General features: G+C 64.0%; 14 protein-coding genes. 7 read left to right on the top strand and 7 right to left on the bottom strand.

Annotated elements, in window-relative coordinates; translation table 11 throughout:
* Positions 1-15: 15 nt before the first annotated feature.
* Positions 16-2,283, top strand: a complete 2,268-nt coding sequence (locus FXB40_RS14050) for a cation:proton antiporter domain-containing protein (protein WP_148772784.1) — start codon at positions 16-18, stop codon at positions 2,281-2,283.
* A gap of 262 nt (positions 2,284-2,545) precedes the next feature.
* On the opposite strand, the gene FXB40_RS14045 is transcribed toward FXB40_RS14050, so the two are convergent.
* Positions 2,546-5,704: an efflux RND transporter permease subunit gene (locus FXB40_RS14045; RefSeq protein WP_148772783.1), complete on the bottom strand. Its 3,159-nt coding sequence runs from the start codon at positions 5,702-5,704 to the stop codon at positions 2,546-2,548.
* Positions 5,705-5,717: 13 nt separating this feature from the next.
* A complete protein-coding gene (locus FXB40_RS14040; RefSeq protein WP_187436867.1) occupies positions 5,718-6,911 on the bottom strand; it encodes an efflux RND transporter periplasmic adaptor subunit in 1,194 nt (397 codons plus the stop codon).
* A gap of 239 nt (positions 6,912-7,150) precedes the next feature.
* Between FXB40_RS14040 and FXB40_RS14035 the strand changes: the two genes are divergently transcribed.
* Positions 7,151-7,942 (top strand): ABC transporter substrate-binding protein, encoded by a 792-nt coding sequence (locus FXB40_RS14035; protein ID WP_148772781.1) that lies wholly within the window; start codon positions 7,151-7,153, stop codon positions 7,940-7,942.
* A gap of 22 nt (positions 7,943-7,964) precedes the next feature.
* A complete protein-coding gene (locus FXB40_RS14030; RefSeq protein WP_148772780.1) occupies positions 7,965-9,218 on the top strand; it encodes an alpha/beta hydrolase family protein in 1,254 nt (417 codons plus the stop codon).
* 4 nt (positions 9,219-9,222) lie between these two features.
* On the opposite strand, the gene FXB40_RS14025 is transcribed toward FXB40_RS14030, so the two are convergent.
* Positions 9,223-10,398, bottom strand: coding sequence for a beta-propeller fold lactonase family protein (locus FXB40_RS14025; protein ID WP_148772779.1), 1,176 nt, complete (start codon positions 10,396-10,398; stop codon positions 9,223-9,225).
* 232 nt (positions 10,399-10,630) lie between these two features.
* Between FXB40_RS14025 and FXB40_RS14020 the strand changes: the two genes are divergently transcribed.
* Both FXB40_RS14020 and FXB40_RS14015 read left to right on the top strand, forming a co-directional pair.
* Entirely contained in the window at positions 10,631-12,328 is a 1,698-nt protein-coding gene (locus FXB40_RS14020; RefSeq protein WP_148772778.1) for an alkaline phosphatase family protein, read from the top strand.
* 17 nt (positions 12,329-12,345) lie between these two features.
* On the top strand, positions 12,346-13,692 hold the full coding sequence (locus FXB40_RS14015; RefSeq protein WP_148772777.1) for a cytochrome-c peroxidase: 1,347 nt from the start codon (positions 12,346-12,348) through the stop codon (positions 13,690-13,692).
* A gap of 9 nt (positions 13,693-13,701) precedes the next feature.
* On the opposite strand, the gene FXB40_RS14010 is transcribed toward FXB40_RS14015, so the two are convergent.
* Entirely contained in the window at positions 13,702-14,775 is a 1,074-nt protein-coding gene (locus FXB40_RS14010) for a hypothetical protein (protein WP_148772776.1), read from the bottom strand.
* 350 nt (positions 14,776-15,125) lie between these two features.
* On the opposite strand from FXB40_RS14010, the gene FXB40_RS14005 reads away from it, so the two are divergent.
* Positions 15,126-16,688 (top strand): pilus assembly protein, encoded by a 1,563-nt coding sequence (locus FXB40_RS14005; protein WP_148772775.1) that lies wholly within the window; start codon positions 15,126-15,128, stop codon positions 16,686-16,688.
* Here FXB40_RS14005 and FXB40_RS14000 read toward each other — a convergent pair.
* Positions 16,685-18,178, bottom strand: coding sequence for a flavin-containing monooxygenase (locus FXB40_RS14000; RefSeq protein ID WP_148772774.1), 1,494 nt, complete (start codon positions 18,176-18,178; stop codon positions 16,685-16,687). The two genes, FXB40_RS14005 and FXB40_RS14000, sit on opposite strands and share 4 nt — an antisense overlap.
* Positions 18,179-18,286: 108 nt before the next feature.
* Positions 18,287-18,736 carry a cupin domain-containing protein gene (locus FXB40_RS13995; protein ID WP_148772773.1) on the bottom strand — a complete coding sequence of 150 codons (450 nt, stop codon included), beginning with the start codon at positions 18,734-18,736 and terminating at the stop codon, positions 18,287-18,289.
* 186 nt (positions 18,737-18,922) lie between these two features.
* Here FXB40_RS13995 and FXB40_RS13990 point away from each other — a divergent pair, with 186 nt between their 5' ends.
* Complete coding sequence (locus FXB40_RS13990) at positions 18,923-19,948, top strand: AraC family transcriptional regulator (RefSeq protein ID WP_148772772.1); 1,026 nt, start codon at positions 18,923-18,925, stop codon at positions 19,946-19,948.
* A 19-nt stretch (positions 19,949-19,967) separates the two neighbouring features.
* On the opposite strand, the gene FXB40_RS13985 is transcribed toward FXB40_RS13990, so the two are convergent.
* On the bottom strand, positions 19,968-21,821 hold the full coding sequence (locus tag FXB40_RS13985) for an ATP-binding protein (RefSeq protein WP_148772771.1): 1,854 nt from the start codon (positions 21,819-21,821) through the stop codon (positions 19,968-19,970).
* Positions 21,822-21,836: the final 15 nt, after the last annotated feature.

The raw sequence follows: 21,836 nt of genomic DNA, 5'->3' as shown, positions 1-21,836 counted from the left end.
GGGAAAGACACCTGCATGCAGTGGAGCCTGCTCCGGCCGGTCGGCCTTGTCCCGGCGGCGCTCGTCGTTACCACCATTGCGGCCAGCGCCGAGGGCGGCAAATCGGCCGGCCCGTCCGAATTCCTGCTGGTGGCGCAGATCGTGCTGCTGATCGCGGTGGGGCGCGGCCTCGGCGAGATCATGCAGCGGATCGGCCAGCCCTCGGTGATCGGCGAATTGCTCGCCGGCATCTTGCTCGGGCCGTCGCTGTTCGGCTGGATCTGGCCCGAGGCGCAGCACGCGATCTTTCCGAAGACACCCGAGCAGAAGGCGATGATCGACGGCATCGCGCAGTTCGGCATTCTGCTGCTGCTGTTGCTGACAGGCATGGAGACCGACCTCAAGCTGGTCAGGAAGGTCGGCAAGGCCGCAATCACGACCTCGATCGCCGGCATCCTTGTGCCGTTTGCCTGCGGCTTTGCGCTCGGCGGGTTCCTGCCCGATGCACTGCTGCCGAAGCCCGAGCAGCGGCTGGTGGCCTCGCTGTTCATGGGCACGGCGCTGTCGATTTCTTCCGTGAAGATCGTCGCCGTGGTCGTGCGCGAGATGAACTTCATGCGTCGCAATGTCGGCCAGATCATCGTCGCCACCGCGGTGATCGACGACACCATCGGCTGGATCATCATCGCCGTCATCTTCAGCCTGGCCTCGCAAGGCACGCTGGACGTCGCCTCGGTGGCGAAGGCCGTGCTAGGCACACTCGCCTTCCTCGCGGTCAGCTTCACCATTGGCCGCCGGCTGGTGTTTCAGCTGATCCGCTGGGCCAACGACAACCTCGTCAGCGCGGCGGCGGTCATCACCGTGATCCTGCTGCTGATGTGCGCGATGGCGCTGATTACGCACCTGATCGGCGTCCATACCGTGCTCGGTGCCTTCGTCGCCGGCATCCTCGTTGGCGAGTCGCCGATTCTGACACGGCAGATCGACGAGCGCTTGCGCGGGCTCATATCCAGCTTCTTCATGCCGGTGTTCTTCGGCCTCGCCGGCCTCAGCGCCGATCTGTCGGTATTGCGCGATCCCAATCTTCTGATGCTCACGGGCCTCTTGGTCGTGATCGCCAGCGTCGGCAAGTTCGGCGGCGCCTTTGTCGGCGGCACTGTGGGGGGCCTGAGCACGCGGGAGTCGCTGGCGCTCGCGAGCGGCATGAATGCGCGCGGCTCGACCGAGGTGATCATTGCCACCATCGGTCTCTCGATCGGCGTGCTCAGCCAGAACCTGTTCACGATGATCGTCACTATGGCGATCGTAACCACGATCGCGATGCCGCCGATGCTGCGCGCGGCGCTCGCGAAGCTGCCAATGAACAAGGAAGAGAAGGACCGGCTCGAGCGCGAGGAGTTCGAGAGGTGCGGCTTCGTCGCCAATCTCGAGCGTCCCTTGCTGGCGGTCGACGAGAGCGTCAACGCCACCTTCGCCGCTCACATCGCGGGCCTGATCGCCGGCATGCGCGGTTTTCCGGTGACTGTGCTGCATGTCGGCAAGCGTGGCAAAGAGCAGGAGAAGGGCCGTGACGAGGCGGAGAGCCACGAGGCCGTGGTGAAGAGGGCGGCGGAGACGGTGTCCGCCAATAGTGACGGCGATGCCGGCAGCGTCGATGTCGTCACCCGCTCGCGCCGCGCGGAGCTTGGCGAGACCATCGCCGACGAGGCGCGCAAGGGCTTCGATCTCCTCGTCGTCGGCGTCGACAAGGTCGCTGCGAGCAAGGATCGGTTCGATCGGAAGATCGAGGAGATCGCCGCAAAGTTCGACGGACCGCTCGCGATCGTTGCGGCCAAGGGCAAGCATTTGAAGCAGCCGATGCCGGACGGGCTCAACATCCTCGTTCCCGTCTCCGGCAGCGGCGTCTCCAAGCGTGGCGCGGAGGTCGCGGTCGCGCTGACGCAGGCGGGATCAGGCTCGTTACGCGTGATCTATGTTGCGACGACGCGGGACAAGGGCGCACAGCGCGGCGCCTCCCGCGGATTGAGCCAGGAGGCGGGCATCCTGAAGGACGCCAGCGATCTCGCCGCCCGCTACGACGTCGACATCACCACGACCTTGCGCGTGAACCGGGCGCCGGAGGCTGCGATCCTGCGCGAGATCGACACCACCGATGTCGATCTCGTCGTCATGGGCGTCGACCGCATCCAGGGCGACCATCTCTCCTTCGGTGGCGTCGCCGATGCAGTGCTGCGGCAGTCGAAGGTCTCGGTGGTGCTGGTTTCTAGCGGAGAGGCACGGCAGGCGCCGGCGGAGAAGGCTTAGCAGGTGATGCATACTCCGTCATTGCGAGCGTAGCGAAGCAATCCAGAATCGTTCCGCGGAGGGACTCTGGATTGCTTCGCTGCGCTGGCAATGACGGGGAGCCGTAGGCGTCGCGCCACGTCACGCACACCACCCATGATGCCATCATGCCAGTGTTTTGCCCGACGGAGCAAGCGATTTCGGCAAGACCGAAATTTCTCGCGCCTTTTCCACCCCATCTCTACTGTGCATGGGGTTGTTTTCGCCTTTTGGTCGGAGCGACCTAGGGCTTCACCTCCGCGACCGGCTGTGCCTTCGGCGCCTTCTTCGACGCGCGCCAGTTCTCGAAGCGCTGCACCACCACGAAGAACGCCGGCACGAACAGCACCGCGAGGCAGGTCGAGGCCAGCATGCCCGAGAACACCGTGATGCCGATCGACTTGCGGGCGCTGGCGCCGGCGCCGGTCGCGATCACCAGCGGCACCACGCCGAGGATGAAGGCGAACGACGTCATCAGGATCGGCCGGAAGCGGGCGCGCGCCGCCTCGATCGCGCTCTCGAGCACCGGCTTGCCGTCGCGGCCGTGCAGTTCGAGCCCGACCTCGACGATCAGGATCGCGTTCTTGGCCGACAGTGCGATCAGCAGGATCAGGCCGATCTGGCAATAGAGGTTGTTGTCGATCTTCAGGCCGTTGAGGATCAGCATAGGCCCGATCAGCGACAGCGGCACGGCGAGGATCACCGAGATCGGCGCGTACCAGCTCTCATACTGGCCGGCGAGCACGAGATAGACCAGCAGCATGGCCAGGCCGAACACCCAGTAGATCTGGTTCGAGACCGCCTTCTCCTGATAGGACATCGCGGTCCATTCGAAGCCGGTGCCCGGCGGCAGCGTCTTGTCGCCGATCTCCTCCATCAGCTTCAGCGACTGGCCCGACGAATAGCCCTGCGCCGGCAGGCCGACGATGGTCGAGGACGGATAGAGATTGTAGAGGCTGATCAGCGACGGGCCTGTCACCGGCGTGATGGTGGCGACCGTGCCGATCGGGATCATGTCGCCGTTCTGGTTGCGCACCTGCATGTTGGCGATGTCGCGCTCGGTGACGCGGAACGCCGGATCGGCCTGGGTGTAGACCTGGAACACGCGGCCGAACTTGTTGAACTGGTTGACGTAGGATGAGCCGAGATAAGTCGACAGCGCCGCGAACACCGCGTCCGTGGTCACATGCAGCGTCTGGGTCTTGACGCGGTCGATCTCGACGTTGAACTGCGGGACCGAAGAGCGGAACGAGGACGAGACGCGCTGCAGCGCGCTCTGGCTCTGGGCGTTGGAGACCATCGCGCTGGTGATGGCCTGCAGCTTGGCGAAATCGTTGTTGCCGTCGCGCAGCTCGACCTGCATCGAGAAGCCGGCGGCATTGCCGATGCCTTGAATGGGCGGCGGCGGCAGCACCAGCGTGCGCGCCTCCATGATGGTCGCGAGCTTGTCGTTCAAGCCGTACACCAGCGAGCGCAGATCCTCGCCAGGCCCTTTGCGTGCGTCCCAGTCCTTCAGGATGATGTAGGCGACGCCGGCATTGGCGAGGCTCGCACTGCTGTCGAGCGCGGAGATGCCGGCAATGGTGATGACCTGAGCGACGCCCGGTGTGTCCTTGATGATATCGGCGGCCCGGTCGAGCACCTTCTGGGTTCGCTCGAGCGAGGCGCCATCGGGCAGCTGCACCGCGGCGATCAGATAGCCCTGGTCCTCGATCGGCAGGAAGCCGGTCGGCACCCGCGACAGGCCGTAGCCGCCGATCCCGATCAGCACCAGTGCAATCGCGACCGAGATCGTGCTGTTCCTACACAGCATGCCAATCAGCCGCGTGTAGCCGCGCTCGACGCGGTCATAGACATTGTTGAAACCGCGATAGAAGAAGTTGCGCTTTTCCGGCGGCACCGTCGGCCGCAGCCAGAGCGCACACTGCGTCGGCTTCAGGGTCGCCGCGTTGATGGCGGACAAAAGCGCGGTCGCCGCGATCACCAGCGCGAATTGCGAGTAGATGCGCCCGGTGAGGCCGGCGAGGAACGAGGCCGGCAGGAACACCGAGATCAGCACCAGCGTGATGCCGACGATCGGCGCGAACAGCTGGTCCATCGCCTTGATCGCGGCGTCGTGGCCGTTCATGCCCTGCTCGATATTGTGGGCGGCGCCTTCGACCACGACGATGGCGTCGTCGACGACGATGCCGATTGCCAGCACGATCGCAAACAGCGTCGACATGTTGATGGTGAAGCCGAGCGCCGCCATCGCCGCGAAGGCGCCGATGATGGTGACCGGCACGGTCGTCGCCGGCACCAGCATCGCGCGCCAGTCCTGCAGGAACACCAGGATCACGACCAGCACCAGCAGGCCGGCCTCGATCAGCGTCATGTAGACCTCGTGCACCGAGGCATTGACGAATTTGGTGGTGTCGAACGGCGTGTCGTATTTGATGCCTTCCGGAAAACGCTTGGCGAGCTCCGTCATCTTCTTCTCGACGGCCTGCTCGACCTCGAGTGCGTTGGCGCCGGGCGACTGGAAGACGCCGATGCCGACCGAGGGCTGCTTGTTGAGCGAGAAAATCTGGCTGTAGGTCTGCGCACCCAATTCGACCCAGCCAACGTCGCGCACGCGGGTGACGTCGCCGCTGGTGCCGGTCTTGACGATGATGTTCTCGAACTGGCCGGTGTCGTCGAGCCTTCCGTTGACGTTGAGGGTGTACTGGAACGCCTGTCCCGGCGGTGTCGGCGGCGCGCCGACCTGTCCGGCCGAGACCTGCTGGCTCTGCTGCTGGATCGCCTGGATCACGTCCTGCGGCACCAATCCGCGCGCCTGCAGCTTGTTCGGATCGAGCCAGATCCGCATCGAATATTGGCCGGCGCCGAACACCGTGACGTTGCCGACGCCGGGCAGGCGCGAAAGCTCGTCGCGGAGATTGATGGTGGCGTAGTTGCTCAAGTAAAGGCTGTCGAAGCGGGAGTCCGGCGAGGTCAGCGTCACGAACAGCAGGATCGAGGTCGATTTCTTCTGAACGGTGACGCCCTGGTTCTGCACCGACGACGGCAGCTGCGACAGCGCGCTGGAGACGCGGTTCTGCACCAGCACCTGCGCGAAGTTGAGGTCGGTGCCGATCTTGAACGTGACCGTCAACGTATAGGTGCCGTCGGAGCCGCTGTAGGACTGCATGTAGAGCATGTCCTCGACGCCGTTGACTTGCTGTTCTATCGGCAAGGCAACCGTGTCGATCACGGTCTTGGCGCTAGCGCCGGGATAGCGCGTGGTGACCTGCACCGTCGGCGGCACCACGTCGGGATATTGCGAGATCGCGAGGTTGAACAGCGCGACGCCGCCGATCAGGATCATCAGGAGCGCGATGACGTTCGAGAGGACCGGCCGTTCGATGAAGAACTTTGAGATCATGGCTGGCGGCCCCTCACTTGGCAGACGCCTGCGGCTGCTCGATCTTGGTCTGTTGCGGGTCGATCTTCTGGCCTGGAATCACGCGCAGCAGTCCCGAAATGACCACGCGGTCGTCCGGCTTCAGGCCGCTTTCGATCACGCGCAGGCCGTTGTCCGCGGCGCCGATCTGCACCTTGCGCTGCTCGACCATATTGTCCTTGTTGACCACCAGCAGATAGCGGCCGCCCTGGTCGCTGCCGAGCGCGGTGTCGGGGACGAGGAGGGCGTTCTTGTCCTGGTCGAAGGGCACGCGGACGCGGACGAAATAGCCGGGCAGCAGCACCCGCTTGTCGTTGGGCACGAGGCCGCGCACGGCGAGCGTGCCGGTCGACGAATTCAGGGTCGGCGCGACGTAGTCGAGGTGGCCTTCATGCGGATAGCCGGTCTCGGTCTGGAGGCCGACTTCGATCGGGAATTGCTTGAGGTCGACGGCGGTCAGCCCGCGCCGTTGCGCTTCGGCGCGGATGCGCAGCACGTCCTGCTCGTTGACGGTGAAGTTCACCCAGATCGGGTCCATCGCGACGATGGTGGCGAGCTGTGTCGGAGAGGAGACGCCGACGAGCTCACCGACCGAGACCATATGCGCGCTGACGATACCGTCGAACGGCGCGCTCACCTTGGTATAGCTGTAGTTGAGCTCGGCGATCCTGGTGTTGGCCTGGGCCTGCTGGAGACTGGCCTGGGCGTTGTCGCGGGTGGATGTCGAGGTGTCGAGGGTGGCCTGCGAGACCGCCTGGCGCTGAACAAGATCGACCTGCCGCTTGAAATCGGCTTCGGCCTGTTTGAGCGTGGCCTGCGCGCCGGCCTCGGCGGCCTGCGCCTGGTCGAGCTTGAGCTTGTAGGTCTCAGGCTCGATCGTGAACAGCTGGGTGCCCTGCTTGACGAAGGTGCCGTCGGTGTAGTCGATCGTTTGCAGAAACCCCTGCACGCGGGCGACGAGATCGACGCTCTTGATCGGCGCGGTGTTGCCGGTGGCCTCGACATAGCGCGTGACAGGGCGCTGGATCGGCGTCGCGACGTCCACTTTCGGCGGCGGCGGCGCCACGAAAGTGTTCTTGTCCTCGCAGCCGGTGAGCGCGACTGTGGCCGCGATCGCGACAGGTAGAAGGCCGATCCGCCGCCATGGTCCGTCGGCTCGTGCGGGAGAAGCGAGAGTCGCGCGCGTCATTCGATGGCCCCCGATGGCTGGCTGTCGGTGCGGCAGGCTAGCAACAAATGCCCGGCCGTGGAACCACCATAGCTATGGTGGTCACAGGCCTTGCATCGCAAACAGACTTGAAGTTTGTCATGAGATGCCGCTTTTCACGGAGCGCATGATCCGTCAGAATTGCGGCAAAGGCTGCGCGACGGGCGCGACGCCGGCAAAATGAAGCGGACGCAAAAAAAGAAACGTGAGGAGATAATGACATGCCATCGCCGTTCTGGTCGGCCTGCGCCGGCCTCGCTCTTGCCGCCATGGTCGCCATGCCCGCGCTAGCCGATGGCCTGAAAGACGAGATCGCGCCGACCGGCAAGCTGCGGGTCGCGATCGCGATCAGCCCGGCGGGCGGCGCGTTCTGGTCGACCAAGACCGAAGCCGGTTATGCCGGCGTACCGGTCGATCTCGGCAAGGACATGGCGGCGCAAATCGGCATCCCCGTCGAGTATGTCGTGTACCAGAATTCCGGGCAGATTACCGACGCGGCCGGCAACGGCAGCTGGGACGTCACCTGGTTGCCGAAAGATCCCGAGCGCGAAACCAAGATGACATTCGGCCCGATCTACGAGGTCGCGGACGCCACCTATATCGTCAAGGCGGGTTCGAGCGTCACCAATTTCGCTACGCTCGACCAACCTGGTATCAAGGTCGCAGCCGTCAACGCCACGACCACGATGCGCGGCGCCGTTGCGCATCTGAAGAATGCGAACGTCACGGGCTATCAGACCTATGATGAGATCTTTGGCCTGTTGAAGAGCGGCGAGGTCGATGCCTTCGCGCTGTCGCGCGATCAGCTCAACAAGATGGCGCAGAAGATTCCCGGGACCAGGGTGCTGGACGAAACGTTCAAGAAGACGGTGACGGCCGTTGCGGTCCCGCTCGGCCACCCGCAGTCGCTTGCCTTCGTCACAAAATTCATGAACGAGGCCGTGACGAACGGCACCTTGCGCAAGGCCTATGATAATAATGGTCTGAAGGACACGCCGATCCGTACCGAGTAGATGGTCCTTGGGCTGAGAGCACATGCTTGGACGTTGGATTGTAGCCGCGATGGTGGCGCTGGTCTTGATGATGCAGAGCGCTCAGGCCCAACAGCTGACGGTCGATCCCGAGACCATCGTCCCGTTGCCGCCGCGGTTCGACATGGAGGCGCCGGCGTCCGACGTGCCGCCCGAGATCGCGCGCTTCCAGGGCGCTTGGATCGGGACCTGGCAAGATGACAGGCACATCCTCGTGGTCGAGCACGTCAGGGCCGACGGCCATGCAGACCTCGTCTTCGCCCGGTCGGACTCCGCCTTCAACGGCATGAATCGCGAATGGTGGCGCGACCAGGCGACGGTCGTGGACGGCGTGCTGACCATGACGGGGTTTCGCATCTTCCGTTATGCCTTTGATGGCCCCGACCGATTGTACATGACGGCCACGCTCAAGAATGGCGCCGTCACCTCCGGCGCGCTGGTCCGCACCGATCCGGCGCGTCTTGCTGCAGGCGATCGGCCGAACGACTGGCCGTGGCCCGGCGAGCGCGTCCGGATTCCGCATCTCACGGTTCGCACGCCTGATGGCACACGGCCGATCACGCTCGAAGGCACGTTCTATCCGCCGTCGACGCCGGGGCCGGCACCGCTTGCGATTTTCACCCATGGATCCGACGTCGGTCGCAATCAGCTCAGGTCGTGGTCGTTCTCGACCGAGGCGCATTGGCTGCGCGACAACGGATTTGCCGTGCTGGCGGTGATGCGTCGTGGACGCGGCAGTTCCGAGGGCATCAACGGTGAAGAAACCTTTGGACGCGATCATGACGGCGGGCTGACCGATGTCTCGGCCGGTGTCGCTGAGGCCGTCGAGGATCTCGAGTCCGCGATCGCCTATGGCCGCACGCTGCCGGGCGTCAAGCCGGGCAAGGTGCTGCTCGCCGGCCAGTCGCGTGGCGGCTTTCTCGCCATGCACTACGCTGGGCTCAAACCGAACGAGGTGATGGGCGTGGTGAATTTCAGCGGCGGCTGGTACCCGTACGGACCGGTGACCACGCCATATTACACGAATGCCGGCCGCGGCGCGGGGGCCAACGTCAAGCAGCTCTGGCTCTATGCCGACAACGACCGCCTCTACAAGGAAGATCTGATCCGCGAATATCAGCAGGCGTTCGCCGCCGCCGGCGGCAACGCGCACTTCGAGCTGCTGCACGGCGTTCCCGGCGACGGCCATTTGCTGCGGCTTTATCCCGAGCGATGGCGTGCAGTCGCAGACCAGTATCTCACGTCACTCGATCGATGAGTCCTTACGGCTCGGCAGTGCGGATGCCGGCAGGACTCACCTGCATCTTGAGCGTCGATGTCCTGGTCAGCGCCTTGCCATCGAACGAGAACGCGATCAGCTCGCTCTCGACCATGCACTGGGCCACGACAAATTTGGAGTCCGTTGACCACACCATGCCCTGGCACCAACGGCCGATCTTTGCATCTGCCACCGGCGCGAGCTCGGTCCCGGAGATCTTGTAGACTTTCAGCAGGCCGAAATCGTTGAAGAAGGGCGAGGCGGACGGCTTGTTCGAGCCGTTCATGACGGTGACGGCGACGTAGTGTCCGTCCGGCGACATCTTCACGCCCTCGGGCGTCTGCCCCACGCTGATCGTGGTGACGACGCGGATCGGCCTTGCATTCATGTCGATCACGCTGATCGTATCGGCGTCGCTGCCGCTGGCACCGACATTGCCGATGATGGCGGTGGCGCTCCCGGTGAGATCGATGTCGTAGGGGCGCACGCCGGAATAGAGGTCGCGCTTGGCGTACTCGACCTTGTTGCCGTCCACGGTCAGCAGCGAGGTCCGGCTGTCGCCGTCGCGGGTGACCAAGGCAGTTGCGCCGTCATGGGAGAAGACGACGTGGCTTGGACCTGATTTGGCGTCGCCGAGCTGGATCTTGCCGGCGGCCGTCAGCGTGTTGCCGTTGATGGTGAAGACCGAGACCGTGCCTTCGCTCCGGTTCGCGACCAGCGCCAGGGTCGCTGTACGGTTGATCGACACGCCGGCCGCCCCGGCGCCTGCCTGCAGCGTCGCCAGCACTTTTGGCGGCGAGGATTTCAGGTCGATCACGGAGAGCTTGTCGTCAGGCACCGTCTTGGTCGCATCCGCCGGGTCGACCTTCATCGCGCCCGTGACCAGCGCGAAGGAACCATCAGGCGCGACCGCGACGCTCGGCGGCGGGCCGACGACGCTTGCAGGAGCCGGCACCTCTGCCAAGAGCTTGAGTGCGCCGTCGGTGAAATCGATGACGCTGACCGTGTCGGGCAGAGGCTGCTTGCGCACCACGGCGTTGCCGTTCTCCAGCACCATCTTGCCGTCATTGGCCGTGACGAGGATCTCGGCATGGACGGGGAAATTGGCCAGGCCAGCCACTGCGCTTGCGACGACGGTTGATGCAACGCGGCACAGGCGCGTGTGATAAGCGGCTCTCATGGTTCCCCCGAAGGATTGTTTTTGTTCGACAAAGCTAAAGGTAACCGGAGCGATTTCGCAACAATGCCGGAACCGCGATTTTTTATTCCACGCGCGGAATAATTGCCGATGCGCGGGCCCGTGAATTTTTTTGTCCCAACAATTACGCAAGATGTCTCTTGCGTCAAACTGACACAGCTCTGTCAAATGTGATCGCTAGGGTCGCGCCGTCATTCCTTCAGGGCACACAAAAATGAAATCCAGATTTTTGACGACGGCTGCGATTTTCGCCGCCGCGACGACTCTTGCGTGCAGCGTTCCGGTGCTCGCAGAAGATTTCGGTCGTGATCACGACCGCGATCATCGCCATCCGCATGAGATTCATACGGAAACGCCGATCAAGCATCTCGTGATCATCTTCAACGAGAACCGCTCGTTCGACCATTATTTCGCGACCTATCCGATCGCGGCCAATCCCACGGGCTCGATCCCCTTCGTGCCGAAGCCGCATACGCCCCGGGTCAATAACCTCGCCAACGCCAATTTGCTGGTGAACAACCCGAACAACAATCCGGCCAATGGCACCGGCGCGACGGACCCGTTCCGGCTCGACCGCACCCAGGCCAACACGCGCTCGCAGAACCACTCCTATACGCCCGAGCAGCAGGCCGTCGACAACGGCAAGGACGACCTGTTCCCGAAATTCACGGGCCGCGGCACCGCCGGCGGCGCCGGCGCGTTCGGCACCAACGGCCAGGTGATGGGCTATTTCGACGGCAACACCACCACCGCGCTCTGGAACTACGCCCAGCACTTCGCCATGAGCGACAACAACTGGACCGACACCTTCGGTCCGTCGACGCCGGGCATGCTGGAAGTCGTCGGTGGCCAGACCAACGGCGTGCAGCCGGTCATCGGCACCACGGCGTCGATCGCGGACGGCCAGGGCGGCCTCACCCTGATCGGCGACACCGATCCGGGCAACGACGCCTGCTCGAGCACGACCAGCACCATGCTGATGGGCGGCAAGAACATCGGTAACCTGTTGACCGATGAGCGCATCAGCTGGGGCAGCTTCATGGGCGGCTTCGACCTGACCCTCAAGAACGCCAACGGCACCACCGGTTGCGCCCGCAGCACATTCTCGACCAACGTCAACGGTACCATCGTCGACTACATCCCGCACCACGCCTTCTTCCAGTATCACCCGTCGACGGCCAACCCCACCCATGCGCGGCCGAGCTCGGTGCACGCGATCGGCCATACCCATGACTTCAATGGCAAGGTCGATCCCGCCAACCACAATTACGACCTCGAAGACCTCTATGCCGCGATCAAGGCCGGCAATTTCCCGGCCGTCTCCTATGTCAAGATGCCCGCCTTCCAGGACGGTCACGCCGGCAACTCCGACCCGCTCGACGAGCAGGCCGGCAATGTCGAGCTGATCAACTTCCTCCAGAAGCAGCCGGAGTGGCGCGAGACCGCCGTCATCATCACCTATGACGACTCCGACGGCTGGTATGATCACCAGTACGTCGCGCCGAAGAACGCCTCGTATGATGCGACCGCCGATCAGGTCAACGGTCCCGGCCTTTGCGGCCTCGGCGCGAGCAAGCAGCCGGCGCCGATGGGTCTCAGCGGCAAGCCGGTCAACGGCCGCTGCGGTCCGGGCACCCGCGTTCCCCTGATCGTGGTCTCGCCCTACGCCAAGACCAACTATGTCAGCCACACCTATACGACCCAGGCTTCGGTGGTTCGCTTCATCGAAGACAACTGGCTGCATGGCCAACGTCTCGGCGGAGGCTCCTTCGACGCCACCTCCGGATCAATCATGGACCTGTTCGACTTCGACCAGGATCACAGCCATGACTTCCGCACCGACGCGCTGTTCCTTGATCCGACCACGGGCACAGTGATGGTCAGCCCGCCGGACGAGCACCACCACCACTAGTCCAACGGGACGTCATAATGAACAGCCGCACTTCGTGGCTCCTCGGCGCCGGCCTGCTCGCTCTGGCCGGCGCCGTCTTTGCAGCGGGGACGCAAGGACTTGCAGAGGCGAACCCGGCGGGCACGAACCCGAACCCGGTTCGCCTCATGCGTCCGCCTGTTGCCCCGTTGTCCGCGATGGCGCAGCTCGGCAAGGAGATCTTCTTCGACGCCTCGCTGTCCTCCTCCGGCGCGTTGTCATGCGCGTCCTGCCACAGCCCTGATCGCGCCTATGGCCCGCCCAACGACGGGCCGGTGATGCTCGGCGGCGCCACCCTGTCGCGGCAGGGTGCGCGCGCCGTGCCGTCACTGACCTATCTGGAGCGGCACCCGAATTTCAGCATCGGCCCGGACAAGGGCGACGACGACAACATCATCGACCTCGCGCAGATGGCCGCGCTCGGCCAGCAGGCCGCGCGTACGACCAAGACCGCAGGCGGCAACGCTGCATCGGCGCAAAACATCGTGCCGCAGGGCGGCCTGTTCTGGGACGGCCGCGCCGATACGCTTCAGGACCAGGCGCTGTTTCCGTTGCTCGATCCCAACGAGATGGACGGCGGCAGCGCGGAAATCGTCGCCGACAAGCTGCGCCGCTCGCCCTATGTCAACCGCTTCGTCGAGCTGTTCGGAGCCGGCGTGCTGAGGAATCAGCGGCTGCTGATTGCGGAGGCGATGTTCGCCGTCGCGCGCTATCAGGTCGAAGAGCAGAGCTTCCATCCCTACAGCAGCAAGTATGACTACTGGCTCGAGGGCAAAGCCCGGCTGTCCGAGAGCGAATTGCGCGGCCTGCAATTGTTCAACGACCCAGACAAGGCGAATTGCGCCGGCTGCCACACCTCCGCGCCGACCCGCGACGGCCTGCCGCCGCAGTTCACCGACCACCAATACGAGGCGCTCGGCGCGCCGCGCAACACCACGCTCGCGAACAATCGCGATCCGAATTACTTCGACCTCGGCGTCTGCGGTCCGCAGCGCACCGACGTTGCCGAGCAGACCCAATATTGCGGCATGTTCCTGACACCGACGCTGCGCAATACGGCGACGCGTCACGCCTTCTTCCACAATGGCGTCTTCTCCACCCTCGAGCAGGTGATGGATTTCTACAATTTCCGCGACACCAATCCGGACAAGGTGTTCCGGCGCGCCGCCGACGGCACGGTGCAGAAATTCGATGACATTCCGCAAAAATACCATGCCAATGTCGACGTGACCGATCCGCCGTTCGATCGTCATCTCGGCGATAAGCCGGCAATGACGGATCAGGACATGGCCGACATCATCGCCTTCCTGAAGACGCTCACGGACGGTTACAAGGTGGAGAACTAGGGGCTTCGGTCAGCGCGGTTTGATCTCCGCGTATTTCACCATCGCCTTCTCGAACTTCCGCTTGAACAGCCACATCGCGCCGAGAATCTCGCGGAAGCTCGCCGAGCTTCGCGCCCGGTCGGTCTTGCCGAAGGCGAAGATGCTGTTGTTGCGCAGGTGCTTCATGATGGTGGGATCGGAGACTCTGTAGTTCAGCAAGTCTCCTGACTTGAGTGCCGAGCGCGTCGGTGTCGGGATGATCTGGATCAGCTCGAACAGCTTCATCTGGTCGATCGGATCGGGCAGCGTCTTCACGATCGCGGGGATCTCGGCGAACAGCTCCGCATGCGCGTTCATGAGGCCGTCGCGCACATTGGTCCAGTGATTGAAACGGCGATCGGTGCCGCGGGATCGTGCCTCCTCCTTGTCGTCGCGCGCGTTCAGCGCGGGATCGACGGCCGCGATCGCACCCTTGATGGCCGCCCATTTGCGCTGGCCGTTGCGGTCCTCGGACGGGCCGGTCTGCAGGCTGCCCATATAAGTGTTCGAGCGCGCATTGCGGACGTTCTGCTTGCCGTTGGTCTCGGCAAAGAACAGCCCGAGGCTGATGCGGCCCGCCGCGTCAGCTTGAACAGGCGCAAGCCCCTTGGCGCGCGCAATCGCTGCAGCGAGATCGACGACATCCTTGAACGGCGTTGCCGAATTCTGTGCGCCCGCCGGCGGTGCCTCCATGATCTCGAACAGATCAGCATATTCGTCGACCAGCGGCTCGATTGCGGCATCGAAATAGGCCGGGGGGATTTCGAACTTGTTCGGTTTGCCGATCCGCGACGGTAGGGCGTCGGTGAGATCCTTGTACGTGCTGATCACCGCGACGCGCGCAAGATACAAGGCCTGGCCCGGCAGGTTGGGCAGCGGCTGCCTCGCCTCGATCTGGCGGCGACGCTCGGCAAGGACCGATTTGAAATCACCAAGCGCGCGATCGTAAGCGGCTTGCGCGTCCGATTGCGTTGCCGTGAGCGTTTGCGCTTCGCCCGTGACAGCCGTTGCGAGGAACAGGGTAAGCGCCGCGATGGCCGCGGCTGCGTGGCGTTGTGGTCGCATCGCGGGCTCCCGGGCCAGTCGATTCGTTCGCCTGGGAGCGTAAACATCAGGATGCAGCTTGGCGAGGCACAACTCCTGATCAGTCCACGTCGCGCCAAAACTCCGTAGAAGAACGGATCAATCCGTCGAGGCTGACAGGGATCTGACTAAACGCGCCCCCGATTCGCAAGACGACTTTACGATTAAGTAGTGCGGCATCTGCACAATGCACCGTCTCGTCAGGGACGACGCGAGTCTTCCAGCGGAATTCATCTTCGCTACCGCGTGTTGGTCCTGGCATCAGTTTCGTCTCACCTTCCTGCAATTCATCTCAGTTACTTCAGATCGAACAGTCGAGCGGGGGCTTGGCAATGGCAATTCCCGAAACGATCCAGCATGTCGGCCGGCTTATCTCGCGGTTGAAGCACGACACCAAGGCCAATATCGCCGTCACTTTCGCGGTCGCGCTCGTGCCGATCGTCGCGACGATTGGATGTGCGATCGACTACAGCATGGCGACGCGCATCAAAGCCAAGCTGCAAAGCTCGGCGGATTCGGCAAGCGTCGCTTCGATCTCAGTGAACTCGGCTGGTTACAACGCCGCGATGGCGATGACGTCGAACGGATCGGTTGGCGCCGGCGTCACGGAGGCGAATAACATCTTCAACGGAAATGCTGCGACGTTCTCCAGCAGCTACACCAATCTGGGTGTGACGAGCACCGTCACCAAGACCGGCAACAAGCTCGTGTCGAACGTGCAGTTCAGCGCGGATGTGCCTGTCACCTTCATGCAGATTCTCGGCTATAGGAAGTTGACGGTGACTGGCAATTCGTCCTCGTCCACGACACTGCCGCTGTATCTCGATTTCTACCTGACGCTGGATGTCTCGGGCTCGATGGGTCTGCCCTCGACCACCGCGGAAGCCCAGCGCATGCAGTCGATCAGTCCCGACAACTACCGGCAATATCCGACGGGCTGCACGCTCGCCTGCCATTTCTCGCCGCAGAACAGCGCCTGCACGGATTCGGGAACGCAAGGCTATCCCACCAACAATTACTGTCTCGGCTATGCGATCTCGCGCGTCAGTCAGAGCGGATACAAGGGCCTGCTGCAGACAAAGGCCAGCAACCCCATGGGGGTCCAGCTGCCGTCCTCGATCGTCTCCGGCCTGCCGAACTCGCTTTACTCCAACCTCGCGACAGTGGCGAACTGTCCGACGGATGGGACCGATTCCTGCATTCAGTTGCGGCTGGACGCCGTTGGCTATGCGGTCAACCAGTTGTTCGTCACCGCGAACAGCACCACGAAGGTGGCGAACCAGTTCCGCATCGGTCTCTATCCCTTCATCCGCTACCTCTATTCCTACTTTCCGTTGACCAGCAGCATCAATGGGTCGACGACCAACCCCTCGACCATCAACTATGCAGCCGCGAACCTCGCGACCTTGCTTGATACCAACACGAATACAGATCTCGGTTCGGGCGGCACGCATATCGACACGGCGTTGTCGAGTGTGAACACGCTGATCACGAGCGTGGGCGACGGCAGTGCGTGGAATAACACGTTGCCCTATGTCTTCCTCGTGACCGACGGCGCGCAGGATCCGCAGGTGAAGGGCGTTCCGAACGGCTCCTGGTCCGGCAGCAACCATGCCACGACGATTGATCCGGCCACGTCATGTACGCCGCTGAAGAACCGCGGCGTCATCATCTCCGTGCTCTATATTCCCTATCAGAAGATCAATCCGGTCAACACATCCTTCGCCGGCGACGAGGACGACTACGCCAACTGGAATATCCCGAACATTCCGGCGAGCTTGCAGAATTGCGCCTCGCCGGGCTTCTTCTACACCGCGAACACGCCAGCCGACATCACGTCGGCATTGAACGCGATGTTCAATCATGCGGTAGCCGAGGCCCGCATCACCAATTAACCCGTCGCCCGGTACTCCGGCGCTGACGTCAGGAATTTGGCATAGTCTTCGGCGTCGGGCGGCAGGAAGTGTCCGGCGAGGCCGCCGCGCTTCCGGGTCTTGGCGCCGATGTCGGTCATCAGCTCGTCGAAATGGCGATAGTGGTAAGGCGCGACGCACAAGCCGCCATAGACGCCGGCGGCCGGCCGCTCGACGCGCTTGAAGTGCAGCATCATCTCGATGTTGTCGCGCATCTGCTGCGCCGTCGGCTGGTTGGCGAGTTGCCCGTCGGCATAGCGGACCAGCCAGTTAGCGGCGAGATCGGCGCAGAGCACGGTGCAGAACGACGAGTTGAAGCCGACGAAGCCGAGGTCGGGCAGATCAGGGTTCGCGATCAGCCGGTAGAGCCGGTACTGCCCGTCTGCATCGACCAGCTTGGCCTGACAGGCGTCCGGCAGGAAGGGCACGCCGAGCTTGTAGCCGATCGCGAGCACGGCGATGTCGGCCGGCACACGCTCGCCGCCGCTCATCACGATGGTGTCGCCTTCGTAGTGGTCGAAGCTGCCGAACACGGCCTTGATCCGGCCATCGGCGACCATCGGGTAGAAGCCGGGCGTTGCGATCGGGACCGAGCAGTTGACGCCGTCCTCGATCCGCTCCTTCGGCACCATCTTGCACCGGTTGAGCTTGAGCTGCGCCTTCAACAGACTCTCAAGCCCGCGCCAGTTTGCCCAGATCAGGGGCGCGGCGACGCGGTACGCCAGGCGCGACATCGCGCCGATGCCCCAGCCCTGAAACATCTCCTCCTGCGCGCGGATGTAGAGGATGCGCTTGAAGTTCACGAGCCCGCCGATGAAATAGGGGATGCGCCAGACCGGCTCGCGCATCACGATGGTGACCTCGCGCGCGCCCGATTTCACCGCGTTCACGGCGATGTCGGTCGCGGACTTCGAACCGCCGAGCACGACGACGCGGCGTCCTTTTGCCGGCGCGGGATCGCTGTATTTCGACGAGTGCAGGATCTGCCCGCCCTGCGCCAGAAAGCCGTCCTCGCCGGGGCAATGCAGCTCGCGCGGCTCGTTGAACTGCCCGGTGCACACCGCGACGAAATCGAAGTCCTCGTTCGTGGTCGTACCGTCCTTGCCGGATAGCGCGAGCGTCCAGCCCGGCCTGCCGTCGGCGCGCCGCGCCATGCCGGCGACCGCGGTGTCGAGGTGCAGCATGCGGTCGAGACCAAAGCTTTTCGCGTAGTCGGCGAGATAGGCGTGGACCTGCGGCCCGGTCGGCCATTCCGGATAGGAGTCCGGCATGGCGCGATCGGTGTAGCGGTAGAGATCCTTGGGGCTTTGGGTCTGCACCTCCGGATAGGAGCGCGCCGGCTCCCAGACGCCGCCGAGATCGGCGCTGCGCTCCACGATGGTGACGCGGTGGCCGCGGGCGGAGAATGCTTTTGCGGTGGCGAGGCCGGAGACGCCGGCGCCGATCACGCAGACATGCTTTGGGCTGACCATGGGATGGCTCGCAATCAATGTGTTTCGCGCGCAAGCGGCCTCGTTCGGCCGCAAGACGCGGCCGGCGAACCACCAAGCAGATGAAAGTGGACGCGGAGGGCCCGACGCCTAGTCGTTGGCCTCGGGCGGCAGGAAGTCGACCTCGTGCAGCGCCGAGATGCGCACGACTTCGGCAGGGTCGGTCAGATTGTGGAGCTGATTGAACAACGCCTCCAGCTTCTGCATCGGCGAGACCCAGAACAGCGCGCGGGCCGGCTTGTCGGATTTGTTGAAATAGCCGTGCGGGATGCCGCGCGGCAGGCGCACGAGGTCGCCGGCATGGGCCTTGACCCATTTGCCGTCGAGCTTGAGGTCAAGGGTCCCTTCCTGCACGAGGATGAACTCGTCCTGAGTCGGATGGATGTGCACCGGCACGAACTGGCCGGGATCGCTGTTGGTCTCGAACGCGAAAGTGGACTCGGTAACGGCCTTGGGGAAATAGACCTGACCCAGAATGTTCCAGGTCTTGCCGCCATAGCCCGTGCCGTTTGCGGTAATGCCCTTTTCTAGTGCAGTCATGTTCGCCTCCATGTGAACTCCGGCTGGTACCGAGCTTCGGCCACGTGCGAGCCGGTGTCTATCCGCTAAACGAATCCTCAAGCGGCTGTTGCCGTGCAACACGACGATTTTGCGACGCGGCCCTTTTCGCGTCCGCGGAACCATTATAGGCTTAAAGTAATTCCGTGACGCGAAGCGTGGTCGACGATGTCCGCAGCCGTGCAGGAAATGAGCACACGGTGCTCCCAGGCCGAAAGGCTTGCGGAGTTCGCTCGCGTCACCACCGATGATGTCGACGAAGCGGCCGAGCAGATCGGACGCATCTTCTGTCCGCACGACCTCAAGCCGGCACAGGCCCGTGCTTCCGGATTTTCGGCCCGGCACAATTGCGCAGCGTTCGACGGCTTTTCCATCAACTACGTGGCCTATGGCGGGACCGTCAGCATCGATCCGGGCTGCCTCGATCGCTTCTTCCTCGTCCAGATACCGCTCACGGGCACCGCGCAGGTTTGGGCGGGTGCCAGCGGAGTCGATGCCGCGCCGGACCGGACGGCGTCGCTGCTGTCGCCGACGGTCCCGACCCGGATGATGTGGCGCGATTGTGCGCAGGCGATTCTGCTGCTCGACCGTCGCATGGTTGAACAGCGCGCCGCAGCGGTGTCGGGCAGGGCGTCCGGTGCGGTCGAGTTCGATCCCGTGATCGACCTGAGCGCGCCGTCCGGCCGCCACCTGCAAGCCAGCCTTGCCGAGCTGATGAGGCTTGCCGAAGGGCTCGGGCGGTCCGGCCGGCTTTCACCGGTCGCGATCGCCGACTGGCGCGAGGCGCTGCTCGATCGTCTCCTCAATGGCCAGCGGCACGGTCTGTCGGATGCGATCAGGACGTTCTCAGGGCAAGCCGAGCGTCTGCCGCGCGCACTCCGCGCCGCGCGGGACCATCTTGCGGAAAATGCCGGCGAGCCGCTCGATCTCGCGCAGCTCGCGGGTGCGTCCGGCATCGGCATCCGCGCGCTCCAGCTCGGCTTCCGCCGTCACTTCGGCGTGTCGATCTCGGAGATGCTGCTCGATATGCGCCTTGCAGGTCTCCATGCCAGGCTCGCGCAGGCTTCGCAGGAGGTCTCCATCACCGACATCGCTTTCGATCTCGGCTTCACCCATCTCGGCCGCATGGCCGGAGCCTATCGCGAAAAATTCGGCGAGACACCGTCGGCAACGCTGCGGCGGCGGATGAGCTAGCGAGAGGCGCTCGAAACGATCATTTTCGCGATCGCGTCGTGCCCTCGTCGGTCTCCTGCTTGCGCAAGAAGCCTTCGACCTCGGCCTGTACCGAATAGGGTGTCGGGATCGGGTCGCCTGCCGCATCGACGGCGGTGTCGAGCGAGCGGCGCAGCATGCGTGCGAGCTCGGCCTTGCGGTAGGGTTTCGTCAGAAGTGGCGCACCCATGGTGGCCTGTCCCGGCCCGTGCGGGGCGTCGTGGGCATAGCCTGACGTGAACAGCACCCGTAAGGACGGCCGCGCAGCCACCATCTCGTCGGCGAGCTCCCGTCCATTCAGGGCGCCGGCCATCACGATATCGGTGAAGAGCAGATCGAAGGGCGTGCCCTGAGCCGCGATCGCGAGCGCGTCGCTCGCGTTGGTGGCGGGGATGACCTTGTAGCCGAGGCTTTCGAGCTGGACCGTGACGTAGTGACGGACATCGCGGTCGTCCTCGACGCAAAGGATGGTTTCCGTCCCGCCCACGATCTTGCGCTCGTCAAAGCCGGTCGGGCGAAGCACGCTGGTCTCGGCCTTCGGCAGGTAGATCGTGAATGTCGTACCGCTGCCTTCGGCGGATTCGACCTTGACGCCGCCGCCTGACTGCTTGACGAAGCCGAACACCATGCTGAGCCCGAGGCCCGTGCCCTTGCCGACCTCCTTGGTCGAGAAGAACGGATCGAAGATGCGTTCGAGGATCGCCTGCGGAATGCCCGTGCCGGTGTCGGCAATCTGGATCTCGACATAGTCGCCGGCATAGCCGGCGCCGACCGCGACGGCCTCGCGCACGCCGAACACCACGTTGCGCGTCGTCAGCGTCAGCCTGCCGCCCTCAGGCATTGCGTCGCGGGCGTTGATCGCGAGGTTGAGCAACGCCGAGGAGAGCTGCCCGCGGTCGGCGAAGGCGAGCCAGATGGTGCCGTCGAGCCTCCTCACGATCTCGATCTTCTTGTCGAAGGTCGCCAGCATCAGCTTTGCGAGCTCTTCGAGCAGGTCGTTGACGTCGATATCGGCCGGCTGCAGCGCCTGCTTGCGCGCAAAGGACAGCAGGCTCGAGGTCAGTGCGGCGCCGCGATCGGCGGCCTCGCTGATCAGCTTGGTGATGGTGGCGAGCGGCGGGTTGTCTTTCACGGCATCGGCGAGGATCTCGATCGTGCCCGTGATCACCGTGAGCATGTTGTTGAATTCATGCGCGATGCCGCCGGTGAGCTGGCCGACAGCGTCCATCTTCTGCGCCTGGATCAGCTGCTCCTCGGCGGCGCGCTTCTGGGTGACGTCCTTGACGAAATTGTTGATGACGGTGCGCCCGCCGAGCTGGAGCGTGGTGCTCGACGCCTCGATCAGGATCTCATCGCCATCCCGGTGCAGCAGGGTCGCCTCAAACCGGATCCCGATCGGCGTATTCGCGAGTTCCGGCAGAAGGCGCATCATGCGTTGCCTGAAACCGTCGCGGAGCGGCTCGGCGATGAGAAGGTTGACGACATCAGCGCCAAGCGCCTCCTTGCGCGTCCATCCGGTCAGCGCCTCGGCCTGAACGCTCCACTCCAGGATGATCCCATTCGCGTCGGTCTGGACGAAAGCATCCAGCGCAGTCTTGATGACGGCCTGGGTCATCTGTGCGCTCGACTGCGCCTGCTCGGCCAGTTGCGCGGCGGTGCGCTTGTCCTGAACGGTCTCGATCGTGCGCGTGCAGAGCCGCGCGATCAGCACGGCGACGGCGCCGCTTGCGAGCAGGGCAATGATCTCCGCAACGCCGAACCCGGGTCCGGTCACGGCATACGAGACAAGGAGAGCCGCGGCGGTCACGACGACCTGCGCGGCCATCGCGAGTGTCAGAAGCCCCCTGAGTTTCATGGTCTCGCACCAACG

The sequence above is a fragment of the Bradyrhizobium rifense genome (assembly GCF_008123425.1).
Lineage (GTDB): Bacteria > Pseudomonadota > Alphaproteobacteria > Rhizobiales > Xanthobacteraceae > Bradyrhizobium > Bradyrhizobium rifense.
The sequence above is the reverse complement of the archived record's forward strand: the minus strand, read 5'-3'. Positions and strand labels throughout refer to the sequence as shown.